Annotated in this window: 15 protein-coding genes; 11 read left to right on the forward strand and 4 right to left on the reverse strand. The window is 42.6% G+C overall.

From position 1 onward, the window contains the following. Positions 1–2 precede the first annotated feature (2 nt). The 11 genes from folK to S1OALGB6SA_RS05770 all read left to right on the forward strand — a co-directional run bounded on the left by folK (position 3) and on the right by S1OALGB6SA_RS05770 (position 10,399). A complete protein-coding gene (folK, locus tag S1OALGB6SA_RS05725) occupies positions 3–476 on the forward strand; it encodes a 2-amino-4-hydroxy-6-hydroxymethyldihydropteridine diphosphokinase (protein ID WP_230204443.1) in 474 nt (157 codons plus the stop codon). Next, complete coding sequence (locus S1OALGB6SA_RS05730; RefSeq protein ID WP_052080121.1) at positions 473–1,216, forward strand: segregation and condensation protein A; 744 nt, start codon at positions 473–475, stop codon at positions 1,214–1,216. Before folK ends, S1OALGB6SA_RS05730 begins: the two co-directional genes overlap by 4 nt. A 32-nt stretch (positions 1,217–1,248) precedes the next feature. Continuing rightward, on the forward strand, positions 1,249–1,788 hold the full coding sequence (gene scpB, locus S1OALGB6SA_RS05735) for an SMC-Scp complex subunit ScpB (protein ID WP_037562885.1): 540 nt from the start codon (positions 1,249–1,251) through the stop codon (positions 1,786–1,788). Then, on the forward strand, positions 1,775–2,530 hold the full coding sequence (locus tag S1OALGB6SA_RS05740; RefSeq protein WP_037562887.1) for a pseudouridine synthase: 756 nt from the start codon (positions 1,775–1,777) through the stop codon (positions 2,528–2,530). Before scpB ends, S1OALGB6SA_RS05740 begins: the two co-directional genes overlap by 14 nt. Further along, positions 2,527–3,189 (forward strand): (d)CMP kinase, encoded by a 663-nt coding sequence (gene cmk / locus S1OALGB6SA_RS10630; RefSeq protein WP_230204444.1) that lies wholly within the window; start codon positions 2,527–2,529, stop codon positions 3,187–3,189. The genes S1OALGB6SA_RS05740 and cmk overlap by 4 nt, the downstream gene beginning before the upstream one ends. 2 nt (positions 3,190–3,191) lie before the next feature. Continuing rightward, a complete protein-coding gene (locus tag S1OALGB6SA_RS05745; protein WP_230204445.1) occupies positions 3,192–4,892 on the forward strand; it encodes a S1 RNA-binding domain-containing protein in 1,701 nt (566 codons plus the stop codon). Between the two features lie 76 nt (positions 4,893–4,968). Continuing rightward, complete coding sequence (locus S1OALGB6SA_RS05750) at positions 4,969–5,997, forward strand: sigma-54 interaction domain-containing protein (RefSeq protein WP_124032839.1); 1,029 nt, start codon at positions 4,969–4,971, stop codon at positions 5,995–5,997. A gap of 16 nt (positions 5,998–6,013) precedes the next feature. Then, a complete protein-coding gene (locus tag S1OALGB6SA_RS05755; protein ID WP_124032840.1) occupies positions 6,014–6,688 on the forward strand; it encodes a tetratricopeptide repeat protein in 675 nt (224 codons plus the stop codon). Positions 6,689–6,740: 52 nt separating this feature from the next. Further along, on the forward strand, positions 6,741–9,107 hold the full coding sequence (locus S1OALGB6SA_RS05760; protein ID WP_124032841.1) for an adenylate/guanylate cyclase domain-containing protein: 2,367 nt from the start codon (positions 6,741–6,743) through the stop codon (positions 9,105–9,107). A 131-nt stretch (positions 9,108–9,238) separates the two neighbouring features. Continuing rightward, positions 9,239–10,087, forward strand: coding sequence for a hypothetical protein (locus S1OALGB6SA_RS05765; RefSeq protein WP_124032842.1), 849 nt, complete (start codon positions 9,239–9,241; stop codon positions 10,085–10,087). Positions 10,088–10,117: 30 nt separating this feature from the next. After that, positions 10,118–10,399: a hypothetical protein gene (locus tag S1OALGB6SA_RS05770; protein ID WP_037561582.1), complete on the forward strand. Its 282-nt coding sequence runs from the start codon at positions 10,118–10,120 to the stop codon at positions 10,397–10,399. Between the two features lie 68 nt (positions 10,400–10,467). Here the strand turns inward: S1OALGB6SA_RS05770 and rodA are convergent, their stop codons facing one another. From rodA to mreC, 4 genes are read right to left on the reverse strand one after another with little or no spacing between them, the layout of a single operon-like run. After that, on the reverse strand, positions 10,468–11,778 hold the full coding sequence (gene rodA / locus S1OALGB6SA_RS05775) for a rod shape-determining protein RodA (RefSeq protein WP_037561598.1): 1,311 nt from the start codon (positions 11,776–11,778) through the stop codon (positions 10,468–10,470). A gap of 17 nt (positions 11,779–11,795) precedes the next feature. After that, positions 11,796–13,721 carry a penicillin-binding protein 2 gene (mrdA, locus tag S1OALGB6SA_RS05780; protein WP_077067543.1) on the reverse strand — a complete coding sequence of 642 codons (1,926 nt, stop codon included), beginning with the start codon at positions 13,719–13,721 and terminating at the stop codon, positions 11,796–11,798. Beyond that, positions 13,718–14,230 carry a rod shape-determining protein MreD gene (mreD, locus tag S1OALGB6SA_RS05785; protein WP_037561584.1) on the reverse strand — a complete coding sequence of 171 codons (513 nt, stop codon included), beginning with the start codon at positions 14,228–14,230 and terminating at the stop codon, positions 13,718–13,720. Before mreD ends, mrdA begins: the two co-directional genes overlap by 4 nt. Beyond that, positions 14,227–15,069, reverse strand: coding sequence for a rod shape-determining protein MreC (mreC, locus tag S1OALGB6SA_RS05790; protein WP_052079952.1), 843 nt, complete (start codon positions 15,067–15,069; stop codon positions 14,227–14,229). Before mreC ends, mreD begins: the two co-directional genes overlap by 4 nt.

Consider the following 15,069-nt stretch of genomic DNA (forward strand, 5'->3'; position numbering starts at 1 on the left):
GTTTGGGTTCCAACATTGGCGACAGGCTAGCATACATTGAATCAGCAATAGAAAAACTCAGTGGAATTCTTGCCGATATGCAAATTGCTCCGATATACGACACAATTCCGATAGACTACCTCAATCAATCTAATTTTTTAAATACCGTTGTCAGAGGTGAAACTGTCCTCACACCGAAAGAACTCCTGAATAAAACCCAAACAATCGAGCAGACAATTGGAAGAAAACGAATTACTGAGAAAGGACCACGTACAATAGATATTGATATCCTTGTTTATGAAAGCATTTGTGCGACTTACGAAATTGACTCAAATAGTTACTTGACGGTGCCACATGAGTCCATGCACATGCGATTATTTGCACTAAAGCCGCTGTTGGATCTCAATCCAGATCTTGTCGATCCAGGAGATGGCGTTCCATGGAGTATTAAAGCCGAAAAACTCTCTGAACAAAAGGTTGAACTGTACACAAGGTGAGCGTCGATATTGATACCGACTCCGTCGACAGATTACCGAGATATCAGTTGGACCGCTTTGAAGGTCCACTTGACTTGCTTCTGTTTCTTATCCGAAAAAATGAGCTCAGTATATACGATATTCCTGTTGCAGAGATAACCGAGCAGTATCTTGCCTATTTAAAACACAGTTCCAAACCCAATCTAGATGAGATTTCGGATTTCTATCTAATGGCCGCTACACTTCTCAATATCAAATCGAAAATGCTACTTCCCATTGATATTGATCTTGAGGACGATTTAGATGATCCACGGGAAGAACTTGTTAGAAGCCTGATAGAATACGAGAAATTCCGGAGACTGACGTATTTACTATCTAGCAGGGAGGTTCAATTTGGCAGGATTATTAGAAGTAAACGAATTCAAGTGGCTTCATTTTTCCCAGTTGAGGAAGAATCGTGGGAAGAAATGGATATCCTGGATCTTCTGAAAACCTTCAGTCAACTAACGAAGAGTCTTGGAAGTGAGGCTGCAATCAGTATTTGGGAAGAAGTTTCGATAAACGAAAAAATTACTCTTATTAGTGAATTTCTTGAAATGAAAAATGAGTTTGATTTCTACGATATTTGCAACAACACCAGTTCTTTGATGGAAGTAATAAGCGCTTTTCTTGCGGTTCTGGAATTGACTAAAATAGGGATGATAAATGTGCTCCAGAATGGACCATTCGAAAATGTTCGTATTATAGCTTCGAACAAATAAGACTGGTAGAAGTCTGGGATTGAACTAAGGCTATGAATGAAAACTGCGCACTAATTGAGGTGGTGTTGTCGCTGGAGAACGAACCAATTGATGAGGAGAAAATATCCTGTATCACAGGTTTGAGCAGCGGTGAGGTAATCGAAAGCCTAAAAATCCTGGAAACCCACTACAATACGGACGTTCATGGAGTCCGACTTGTGAGATTTCCAAATGGATGGGTCTTTGCACCCAAAGAATTCCTGTGGCAAATTCTCAAAGGCCATTATGGAAAGGAGAGAAGTGATTCCTTAACCCGGGCCGCGCTGGAAACTCTGTCAATTATTGCGTATTCCCAGCCAATAGCAAGATCGGAAATTGAGACTATACGGGGAGTTGGAGCTGATGGTGTGATTCGTGCCTTAAGAGATAAAAATCTGATCAAGGAAATCAGGCGTCAAGATACACCAGGTAGGCCGGCACTGTATGGGACAACAAAAGGATTCCTAAGACGGTTCAACCTGGGAAGCATCTCTGAGCTTCCAAAACTTGACGAGATTGATGACAAGAAGTTTTCCGTAAATGGAAACCCCTGAATCCATTCGACTACAACTCAGGCTGGCTCGGGCAGGAATAGCTTCACGTCGCAAGTGCGAAGAAATCATTGCTGAAGGCAGAGTTAGCGTCAATGGGCAGTTTGTTACAAAGCTGGGCTTCAAAGTCACTCCTGATGACGTCGTTCGATTTGACGGACGCCTGGTAAAAGACGAAAAAAGAAAGGTTTATATTGCCCTGCACAAACCTTCAGGCTATCTGTGCTCTGACTTTGATCCTGAGGGCAGACCCTTGGCGAAAGATCTAATCGATGTGGTGATAAAAGAGAGGATCTTTCATGTCGGAAGACTTGATTACATGACAAGCGGGCTCCTATTCTTCGCCAACGATGGAGATTTTTCAAGAGTTCTTACACATCCATCCAGTCAGATCGAAAAAGAATACCATGTAATCACAAGAAGTCTTATACCAGATAATTTAATGGAGCGTTTCAGCAGGGGAGTAGTAATAGATGGAATACGGTATAATGCCGTACTTGCGAAAAAAGTTGGACCAAGAAGCGCAAGAATAGTATTAATTGAAGGCAAAAACCGTGAATTGCACAGAGTCTTCTCGTCTGAGTCGGTGAGCGTTAAGAAAATACATAGAATTCGAATCGGGCCAGTCAAAATTGCAGGCATTCCCTCTGGACATTTTCGTTATTTGAAAGTAAACGAAATTAAGGCCCTGATGAAATATGCGCGCATGCAGGGTGAAGCCGCGCATTCTAAATGGAGAAAATGATGGTAGTGGCGATTGACGGCCCCGCTGGCGTGGGTAAAAGCAGCCTGGCAAGATGGATTGCAAAGTCCTTTGGGTTTCTAAATTTGAATTCGGGAGCATTTTACCGGGCGATAGCTGTAAAAATTCATAAAACAGGTTTGGATATTGGAAACACACCGGAAGTGATATCGACAGCTGAAAGCGCCATAATCGAGCTCAGTGGTGATAGCATAAATCTTGATGGTGAGAACATAGATAGACTCTTAAGAACTGGTCTTATAGACAGTTGGTCGTCAATCGTCTCGTCTATAGTGCCAGTTCGTCGCATAGTGAATCAACAGCTTCGAGACATCTCAAAATCGACAAATCTTGTTGCTGAAGGTAGAGATATGGCAACTGTTGTCTTTCCCAATGCCGATTTAAAAATATATCTTGAAGCAGCCCTGCATGTGCGTGTTCGGCGTCGTTTTAATCAGAGTACCAGTAATCAGAGTATCGAAGAGCTCGAACTATCATTGCAGGAACGGGATAGACGTGATAAAAACAAAATTGAAGGATCTCTCAAGATTGCAGAAGATGCTGTGGTGATAGACAGCTCCGACTTGACTTTTGAAAAGGTTTGTGAGAGAGTTAGAGGATTGGTCGATGCCCATCTATTATGTCAAAATCCCCAGGAGTGAATATGCCCGAGCCGGATGCCTTCGCGCAGGAGAGTAATCAGAACCAGCTGCAGGAATCGTATCTAAAAACCCTTGATCAGCTGGAGGAAGGGGGGTTGATTAAGGGAAAAGTCATCCAAGTAGACAGCGAATATGTCTATCTGGATCTTGGGTTAAAATCTGAAGGGAAGGTTCTCGTAGAAGAGTTCCGTGAAGTTCCTTCCATTGGCGATACTGTGGTTACTGTCTTGATTAAACGTGAAGGACGCCATGGCGAGGTAATTATTTCTAAAAAAAAAGCCGATATGAAGGTTTTTTGGAAGTCTCTCCGCGAAGCCTTCAATTCGGGAGAGCCTGTTAATGGCAAGGTAACCAAAACGGTCAAGGGAGGTTTTGAAGTCGACTTGGGCCATGGGGCTCGAGCATTTTGCCCTATCAGCAAAATGGATGTGCAGAGAGTGAACGATCCAGAGAAATATGTTGGACTCGAATCTCTGTTCATAATCGATAGGCTATACAGCGAGAAAAAGATTAACATAGTTTTGACTAGGCGACTCTATCTCGAAAGATTGATCGAAAAAAACAGAACGGAGTTTTTCAACACGGTTTCAATAGGCGATACCGTCGAGGGATGCATAAAGAACTTCACATCTTTTGGAACCTTTGTGGATTTGGGCGGTTTTGATGGCCTGCTCCACATGAATGATATGAGCTGGGGACATGTTACTCGACCAAAGGATTATGTCAAGAAAGGACAGAAAATTGAGTTGAAAGTGATTCGCCTCGACCCCGAAGGAAAGAAGATTAATCTGTCTTTGAAACATTTTCAACTCGATCCATGGTCGACATTTGAAGAGAAATACCACGTCAATCAAATAATCAAGGGTCGAATAACTAGACTTACCGATTTTGGGGCATTTATCGAAATAGAAGAAGGTATTGAAGGACTTGCCCATATTTCGGAGCTATCATGGGTGAAACGTGTAAAACATCCCAAGGATTTATTGCGAGTTGGCGATGAATGTGAAGCCATGATTCTCGGTTATGACATACCCCAGGGACGTATATCACTTGGATTGAAACAAGTGCTCCCCAACGCATGGGATGATATTGCAATCAAATATGCGTTAGGTACCAAGGGAAGATGGATTGTCAAGAAGACGACCAATATGGGAGCCTTTGTCGAGCTTGAAGAAGGTATCGATGCTTTTCTTCATGTGGACGATTTATCGTGGGCAAGAAAAATTCGCAATGTCAACACTGTTTTAACTGAGAATGAACCCATCGATGCTGTGGTTATAGATATTGATTCCGAAGAACGGAAAATACGAGTAGGTGTAAAACAACTCGAAGAAAATCCCTGGATGAAGTTTAGCGATGAGTTTCCGCAGAGCTCAATAGTGGAAGGCGAAATCACCTATAAGACAGATTTTGGTATATTTGTCAAAGTCGCAGGGGGGATTGAAGGACTTATTCATAAGAACAATCTTATAGAGTCAAAAGGAGAGAATCCGGATGAGAAACTTGCCACGTACAAAATTGGAGACAAATTGCGGGCGATTGTGAATGAAATAAACCCGAATAAACAGAAGCTCTCCCTATCCATACGAGAGCTGCGATATCGTGAAGAACAGGCTGAAATATCGAAATATATGAACAACAAGGAAGAAGGTGAGGATTCTTATACGCTTGCTGATATGCTTGAAGACAAACAGGATTCATAGAAAATCGTGGGTGAAGTTTTCTCGTCACCGAAGCTTGCCGGTGGTTTTGACTTTATAGCGATGAGTGTGGTTTTTTATGAAATTCTATTCACTTCGATCCCTTGCAATCGCTAGCCTGGCTGCAGAGAAAATGGATCTAAGCGAGAAACTAATCTCAACACAGAAGCAAGAGTACAAGATGGTTTGGAAGAGTGAGATAATCAAAAAAGTCCTTGATCAGGCAGAAAAAATTGCGTCTTCCGATTTCCCAGTACTGATCTCAGGTGAAAGCGGTACTGGTAAGGAGTTATTGGCCAGGAGAATATATCGGAAATCGAAACGCAGCAACAATCAGTTCGTCAGTGTGAATTGTGCCGCAATTCCAGATCATCTAATTGAATCAGAACTATTCGGCCATGCCAAAGGATCATTCACGGATGCAATAAGGGACAGAACTGGCTATTTTGAAAGAGCCAATCTGGGTACACTTTTTCTCGATGAAGTAACTGAGCTCACACTTAGCGCACAGGGCAAGCTTCTCCGAATTCTTCAAGATGGCCGATTTCAGCGCGTTGGCGATGAAATCGAGCTGGAAAGTGATGTTCGAGTGATAGCAGCTACTAACCGAAAGCTGGAAGACTGCGTCCGACTTGGTAAATTCAGGCAGGATTTATACTATAGGCTTGCAGTACTGCAAATAGCACTTCCTCCATTGCGGGGACGTCTAGATGATATAACAGTTCTGGCGGAACATTTTCTAAAGAAGCATAGTACCAATAATGATGATGCTCCAACTAGTTTAAGCACAGAGGCCATGAGCGCATTGCTTCTATATCGCTGGCCTGGGAACATCAGAGAGTTGCAGAACTCTCTTGAACGAGCTGTTATAATGGGGAAGGGGAAAGAAAAAATCACGCTAAACGAACTTGCTTTACCAAACAAAGAAAGTAATGCGGTTGAATACGTCGAAAGAAATCTGAAAAGTGCGATGAAGCTTTTCAAGAGGAATTTCATTCGAGAAGTTCTGGAAGAACACGACGGAAACAGAACGATTGCCGCAAACACACTGGGAATCCAAAGAACGTACTTGTCGCGCATAATAAAAGAATTGAATATCGATATTTAAACGGAGATGAACCTAAGTGAATAATGAACACAGCAACCAGGGCTCTGAAGGACGTGTGGGTGCTTTTCTATCCAGGAATTGGAAGTTCACAACACTGTTTTTTATAATCCTGGCAGTGATAATGGCAGGAATTTTGATTTTAGATTTCGTGTTGGAGAGCAAGGAGGAGAAGTCCGAAATACTGACTGAAGATATCCAGGACGCATACACTGAGTGGCTGCAGGATAATCCCGAAGAGCGGGAAGCTGGCGAACTTGAGGAATTAATAGCAGAGGCACTTGATAAGTACCCGAAATACTTTGCGGCTCAAAGGGCACTGTTTACCCGTGGTCTTATGGCATTAGAGTACGAAAAATGGGAGGATGCAGCCTTGGCATTCGAATCGGTGGCTGAAAAATGGAAAAACAGCTATTTGGCGCCTGTAAGCCTGTATAATGCAGGCGCGGCTAAGGAAGAATTAGGCTCGATTAATGACGCTATTCGTTTCTGGACGCGTTTGGTCGAGAATTACACCGAAGTATCACCTGACGTACCCGAGGCTCTATTCAATCTTGGAAGAGTGGCGGAAACTTATGGTGGTGACACTGAAGAAGCGCTGAAGCACTACTACGAACTGGCAGCTAAGTTTCCTAATAGTCGGTGGACGGACTTATCCAAAACCCGTATTTTAATAATTGAAAGCCGTTTTTGATGCAGATTTTAGAAAGGGATTGGATAATTAGTTTTATGCCCAGGGGGTTAGCATGGGTAATAGTAATCTAAAACGAGCTTTTTTTTCTCCCAATGTTTTCGGACTAGTTATAGGTTTGCTTGTTTTCCTTGTTTTCATGTTTATAGGCATCATTCTTGAGGGATTCAAAAACCTGGAAATACAGTTAATGGATCTGCATTTCAAACTAAAAAACACTTGGCAGGTTCAAGAACGTGGGGCGGGATTTACGGATGAAATAAAATCCGCAAAGCTATCCAACGATATCGTCGTAATCGGGGTTGATAATAGAACCCTGGAACAGTTCGGAAGATGGCCTTTTCCTAGACGCATCCATGCCGATCTTTTAAATTCATTTACACGGATTAAGCAACAGGAACAGCGAGAATCGGTAGTTCTCTTGGACTTTCTATTCAACGAAATTTCTGAAAGGGCTTTTGAGGATGTCATTTTCTTGGAATCAATAAAGAGCAATAACAGAGTTGCTCTTCAAACTTTGCATGCGAAAGTTGAAATAGCGACAACAAACAGAGAGGAATTAATAAATCGATTCCAAGTTCTGATAGAGGAGCATGGTGAGATTAAAAACATTCAGGGTGACTTGTCGAAGGTTAATGCAAATTATGGTATTGAGTCACCACTTAGACCTTATGGTGAAGCGATAAGCACATTTGGGCATGCTTCCTATGGAGCGGATGATGATGAGGTTTATCGGCGACAGCAATTGGTTTCCAGATATAGCGTTTTAGCGAAGGAAATTCCATTAGATACCCTAACTATTGACACAGAACTTGGAATTCAAGAGCGGGGACATATCGCTTGGGAAAATATGGACGGAATTATTGAGACGGTAGACTTGCCGCTGACCACAGAGAAAATTGAAAACCTCCGTAGAGATATTTCGCGTCAAGGCTTGAAGAGGAGAACAGGTGGTGCTGACGAAGGAACCTATTACATACGATCCTATGAAGATCACTTCATACCAGCGATAACTCTGACACTTGCGTTGAAATACTTCAATAAAACTTTTGACGACTTGGAAGTTGTATATGGATCGCACATACTTATCCCTTCTCCTATGAGATGGGATACTGCTTCCGGTAAGTGGGTTCAGTACGAGTTTTCCAAAAAATCTGTAAACGGCTTGCAGATACCAATTGATGAATCTGGAAACATGATGATCAATTTCATGGGTGGTAAATCATCAACGAATCCCGGGGAACACCAAACATTCCCGGTTCGCAGCTACGCTAGATTTGCGAGTAATGCCCCCGATCTCAATACAGAGAACTGGCCCAACACAAACGGTCTGGGGGGAAAAATAGTCATGGTTGGTGCATTTACGATAGGCATGGCCGATGATGAAAAACCAACACCGATGGGTTTGATGTTTGGAGTTGAAATGCATGCTAATGCGCTTAATACCATAATCATGAACAATTTCATTTATCAATTACCAAAGCAAGTTAACGCTTTGATATTACTTGTTTTGACAATGCTGTTTGCATTTCTTATATCGCGCATGAAGGGCATAGGCTGGTCGATAGCATTTCTGATAGGGTATCTGATTATATCCTTTCTTGCAGTAACTGTTCTTTTCGACAGTCTTGGACTTCTGATAGATTGGGTCACACCTACAACCGCCGTGTTTATCACTTTTATTGCTGTTGTTATCTTCAGGGGCTTGATGGCTGAAAGAGATAAACGCCAGATAAAAAGTGTTTTTGGGCAATTCATAGCTGCGGAACTGGTTGATGAATTGGTTGTTGCACCGCCGGAATTGGGTGGCGACTATGTCAATGGAACTGTTATGTTCACAGATATCAGAGGGTTTTCAAATTTGTCCGAGCGACTAGCTGCGCAGCAGCTAGTTGATTTTCTGAATGAATACTTGACATTGATGACTGACAACATAGTGAATGCGTATGGCGGAACATTGGACAAGTACATTGGTGATGCCATTATGGCTTTTTGGGGCGCACCCAAAGCTCAGGAGGATCATGCTCTTAGAGCCTGCAAATCCGCCATTGCCCAGGTGAGAATTCTTAGCAAATTCAACCCGATATTCAAAGAGAAGTACGGAAATGCCGTCAATATAGGTATTGGAATCAATCCGGGATCTAAGAGAAACGAGTCACTGATGGTTTCGTATATGGGCAGCGAAGGTAGAAAAAACTACACCGCCATGGGAGATTCAGTTAATCTGGCAAGTCGTTTGGAAGGGGTAAATAAGGAATATCGAACTACTATAATTATCAGCGAAGATGTATATAAGCTGATTAGCAGCAATGATGACAGGTTTGTTGTGAGGGAATTAGATGATATACGTGTTAAGGGTAGGAATAAGCCAGTCACAATCTTTGAGCTTGTTGACTATGAGGGCGAACTGAAAGGAGTATAGGTAGTCTGAAATCTGCTCGCGTGAAACATAGGTTCGCTATGCATGCTATCCCAGTCGAAGAATACCCGGGGTACGACATTTTTTGCATGATTATCTGCTTGATTTTGATGCAAATCGTAGTAGGTTGTGGATTGCCGCAAGTAGCTTTGCTTGAGCAACCCCAGAAGCTTAGCAGAGTACATGCATCTGATGATCCAGAACAACCGGAACTTCCTCCAACAGTGATAGCGTTTGCCTTTCCGGATAACGACACAAATATAATCGGCTATGCCATATTCTATAAGATCTATTACAGCCTCGCAGATCCAGATATTAGAAATGATGAGAGAGATTTTGATGAGAATTCCTATATCGGAACCAATAATGAAATGCAACCCGGGGATGCTATTCTGAGAGAGCGTGGTTTCTTGAAATTGGGCGAATATGGTAAATCAGAATTTGAAGAGTACTATATTGGGCATGATGGAAGTCAAGAAGCTGTTTATATTGCTTTCAATCCCAGCGGAGCCACGAATGCCGACAGAAGGAAACAACCAGTTATTGGCTATGATTACCCAGTGAACAACGGAGTAAAAGTCTTGGCGCGGGGCTTCATTGATCCAAGAGATGGAAGCGAGAATACTGAAACTAACCCGGGCAATAAGTTTAGATCGTTCGTTAATGACTGGGAATACGATGTCGATGATCCCGATGGATATCATGACGGCGATCTTAGAAGAGGATATAATCTACTGGGATACCAACCCGGCTGGAAAATAGAGGATATTGAACGCTGCGGGATTCCTTATTTCCTCCGTCGCCCAAAGACTTTGCCGGACGGGACATCAGTTGGTATTATGCCGGGTAAAACCCTTAGAATTGGTTTTGCTGTGTATTCTTATGGTAGAATCCCGGGTAGTCTCAAACCTATCACCAGCAAACCCGTATACGTGGGAGAAGTCGGCTATCCAGACCTTCACGATAAAAACCGTGAACTCTAACCTTAGGCATTTTGTTTAGAAGTTTTTGTTATGCTGGAAATAATTCTGTTTTGTTCCTACATGGCTTGCTCATTTATCTCAGTACTAATCATCAAGTGGTCTAAGAACAGTTTTATTAGTAAAAGGCTGTTCTGGGTGACTTGGCTTATTGGACTTGTGGGTGCTTCTTTAGGCGGATTGTTCGGCATCATTCTCATCACACGCATCGGTTTGGGAATGAAATTCATTCTGAGTATTCTCCCGGGTTTTTTGGGAGCCTGGCTGTTTTCAAGTCTTTTCATCAAGCTCAGAGAGATTCCGGGAAACTGGTAGATGGTTTCCAATCACGCGATACTGCCGATAATGTATATTCTGTCTACTTCAATACTCTCTTACCATCTCTATATTTCATTTCGCCGATAATGAATTGATAAGAGTAAACCCACCGATATAAATGCTGTCCATGATGCTGATCCGCCGTAAGAAAGGAAAAAAAGTGGTATGCCAGTAATGGGCAAAAGACCTATAGCCATTCCAATGTTCTGCACTATATGATAGCTGAACATTGCAGCTATCCCAATCGCGATATATGCTCCAAATCTGTCCTGAGCGGCATAGGCTATTTGAAGGTTTCTTATTATCACTATCGAATAGAGAGTGAAAACCAGCAAGCTTCCAATAAAACCTAGTTCCTCGGCAATAATGGAAAATATGAAATCGGTACTTTGTTCGGGCAAGTATCTGTAATGAGACTGTGTGCCTCTAAGAAATCCCTTTCCCGATATTCCCCCCGAACCAATGGCGGTGAGAGATTGAATGGTATTCCAACCGGCCCCTTGAGGATCTATTTGAGGATTCAAGAATACCACGAGCCGCATCAGTTGATACTCACGAATAACCCTTGCAGCTCCAGCAATGACAGAATATGAAATGGTTGCGATGCTGAAACTGTATAACAATTTGAGATAAAATTTTCGCCTGAATAAAAGCCACCCCAAGAAAATGGAAATAGTGAGTCCAAGCAAAGACGGGAGTGCAATTCTGATTAATCTCATTTCCTTGAACAGGAGGAAAAAACCGCTGGGAACTTCGGATATATGCTCGCTCCATGCATAGCCTAATACTCCCATACCAACAAGAATTCCAATAATCACAGGGAACATGATTAGGCGCAATCCAACATTGGCAGCGAAGGCCATAGCAAGAAGAATTGGGAAGTATACAATGGCCGTACCAAAATCTGGTTGGATGAGTATAAGTGAAACTGGAATAAGCAACAGTATTATTGCACCCACCCAGGAAAACAGCTTATTTTTGACATCTGCCCGTTCTTCAAACCACCAGGCAAGCATTATTATCAAAGAGAGCTTAGCGAATTCCGATGGCTGTATTCCTACGCCTCCAATGCCAATCCAGGCCCTTGCACCCTTGATATAGTCTCCAAATATCAGTACAAGAATAAGAACGAGAGTGGTTCCAGCATATATGGGAATCGCCCAATGTCGCCAGAACCTATAATTAACTAGGGCAAAAACAGCCATCAGTATCAATCCCGATGAAGACCAAATTATTTGTTTAATCCACTCCGATGAAACCTGATTACCGCTTGAAGTTATGCCACTCGAATATATGAACGCAACACCGAGAACCTGCAGACTGATTACCGAGAAAAATAATACAACGTCCAGTTTCGCAATTGCAGAAGACTTCACCGCGTTCAAATCTACTATCAGCCTTCAATGACACTTTCAACCACATAGGGTATGCCGGGTTGTGGCAGTTCCTTATTATCCCAACTCCACCAGACTTTTCTTCTCCGCCACTCGGCTATTACCTCTTCGTAGGTACGTTTAGCAAACATTCCTTCGAAGACAATATCGGTAGCCTTGGGGGCCCACCAATCATATGCAATTTCACTTGCCTCGGCCATTGCAACTACAACGATTTGCTCCTCGGGATTACCAGATCGATATGGTCCATATGCGACGAACCAATCGTGCCATCTGTCATTGTAGCCGATTTCTCCTGTGCCTGTTTTGCCAGCAATGGCAACAGAATCAGTATTGATGGCCCAGTACCCAGTTCCCCTCGTAACCACACCTCGCAGTGCATCTTGCAGGAATAAATAATCTTGTAGATCAAGCAGATCAATTGTTCTCAAAACTTCTGGTTCTATTTTTTCTTGAATCGCCCCAGCCGCAAAACCCAAACCTGGTTTCCGAATCTCCTTAACTAGATGTGGACGATATATCGTGCCATTGTTGGCTATGGCAGCCATTACATTGGCCATTTGGAGCGGAGTAACACTCAAAAAGCCTTGGCCGACGCTTGCATTTAGAGTATCTCCTCCTGTCCAGGGTAAATGAAATCTCTCTTCCTTCCATCCTTTATCCGGTACTAACCCTTCAACCTCGCCATCAAGTCCTATGCTGGTTAATGATCCCAAACCAAATTCTCTTGCATATCGCGATATTGTATCGATTCCTATATATTTCACTCCCACAGTACCAAAATATATATTGCAAGACTGCTCCAAAGCCTTACGAAGGTTGACACTGCCATGTCCACTTTGTTTATGGCAATAAAACTGTCGATTCCCCAAAACCATTCTGCCGCGACAATTAACTTCCATATTTGGATTTACAACTTTTTCCCCGAGAATAGCCGCTGCCATTATGATTTTGAAAGTAGATGCAGGTGAATAGTTCGATTGAATAGCTCGATTGAGAAAAGGAGAATCAGCATTGAGACTTAGATTCTTGAAATCAACAGGTCCCTTGTCAGTAAATTTATTCGGATCAAAAGACGGATATGAGACCAGGGCCAAAATCTCTCCTGTTGAAGGCTTCAAAACGATAAGAGAACCTTTTCGTGGACCGAGCGCCTTCTCCGCAAGTTCCTGAATATGTCTGTCGATAGTGAGAACTACATCAAATCCATTCGTTGGCAAAGAAGTTCCTTCAACTGCACTTAGGCTTCTCCCCTTAGCATCAACAGTTCGGAATATTTGTCCGTCGCTACCCCTTAGGAGGGTGTCATAGGTTTTTTCGATTCCTGTTTTGCCCAGGCTGGAAGTGTTAGCATAACCCTCGTTATAAAGGATTTGAAGTTCCTCAACCGTGATACTCCCAACATATCCAAGGACATGAGAGATAGAACCTACGCTATTATACCAGCGATAAGGCTTGCTAGACCAATGAACGCCTGGATATCTTTCACTGGCTTCCGCAATTTTTACGACTACTTCATAGGAGACGCCGCCTTTCAGCTCAATTCGATTCCACGAGGTGGTCCAGTTCGAGGGAATCTTATCGAGGATTTCTTCGGTTTGAAGACTGAGAACTGACGAAAGGGAATGAGCAAGGTCTCTTGGATTTGAAGGGGAAATTTCGGCTGGGACAACATTGATTGCAAATGAATCGGTATTCAATGCCAAGGGCATATCCAGATTTCTATCCCAGATTGAACCTCGTTGTGCCGGCAATGGTTCAGACCTGCTTGAAACCTTTTTTGCTCTACTCTCCCAAAACAGGTTTTCCACTATTTGCAGATTAAAAAGGTATATTGTGAATATCAGAAAAATGGAAAGAACTACCACTCCAAGTACAAGTAGTTTAACTTTCAAACCAGATATTTTTCTATCCTCAACGATCATTCAATTGTGTGCTCCTTGTGTCGATCAACACTGTCGTATATCGAAAATATCGCAAAAAAGATCAATGGCGCCAGTACAATATTTGCCAGAAGTTCCCAAATTGTGAGCAATGAAAAATAACGCATCAAACCCAGATTGAGCCCGAAAAAAAATGAAAGCAATATTGCAGAGACATATTTAACAAGCGTAGCCAGCGTTATAGCCACAATAGACACAAGAATCAGATTAGAGGAGAGATAACTTCTAAGCTTACCTGATAGATAACCTATCAAAACAAAGATAAAGGCGTGAAATCCGAGAGGAGCGAGACTTATAGTATCAATACTGAGTCCAACTAAGAATCCGGAAAATTCCCCGGGAATAGGCCCATAACGCATCGCCAATGTCACAAGTATCATCATTGCGATATCCGGGAAAACGTTGGAAGGGACTAGTTTACTCAAAGTCGTTGACTGAAATATGGCAAAACCACATGCAAGAAAACTCGTTACAAGTACCCGTATCGTCATTGAACATTTTTCGAAACGAATACATATTCGACTCGGGTTACATTGATTACTGGGGAAATTGTAAGCTCAAGGGATGTTGCATACTCCCTCGAACGTATTTCCTTAACCCGGCCAATGACAATTCCTCGTTGATAAAGTGATTTGAATCCCGAAGTCACCACAAGATCGTTGACATTTATTAATTCCACGGCAGATTTATGGACATAGCTCATCTTAAGTTCGCCGTCTTCGTTACCCAAACCTTCGACTAGACCTTGAATTCTGCTTTTTTGCAACAGTCCTGCCACATAGTGGTCGGGGTCGATAAGCGGACGCACTTGAGATGATTTTTTTCCAACGCGTACTATTTTTCCGAGCAGCCCGAAAAATCCATCTTGAAATGCTGTAACGGTAGCTCCGGCTTTTATTCCATCAGAGGTCCCCTTATCAATTGTGATGGAGGAAAAAAGATTTGAGGGATCTCTTGCGATTATTCTGGCCGGGGTATTGCTGTACTCTATACTACCGGAATAACCTAGCTGTCGTTTGAGTTCCTCGTTTTCTCGCCTTAGTTCAATCACACTTCGTTCAAAACCTTGATACTCACTGAGCTTATCCAAAGCAATCTCATATTGCTGTCTAATCTCTCCCAATCTTTTAATCGTTCCAAACAGGTCTCTCACTTGATAAGTCAGTTTCCCAATGAAACGCTGTACTCCCCATATAATACGGCCATTCCACTCCCCTCTTTCCGAACGTTCACGCAGAGCGACTGAGAAAACAACTGTCAATATAGAAACGATAAGAAAAATGATGAGCAAGGCTTCAGGGCGTGTGCCACCGTTTTTGTGTTCTCCCAT

The organism is Olavius algarvensis spirochete endosymbiont (assembly GCA_900608495.1).
Taxonomy (GTDB): domain Bacteria; phylum Spirochaetota; class Spirochaetia; order DSM-2461; family DSM-2461; genus UBA2779.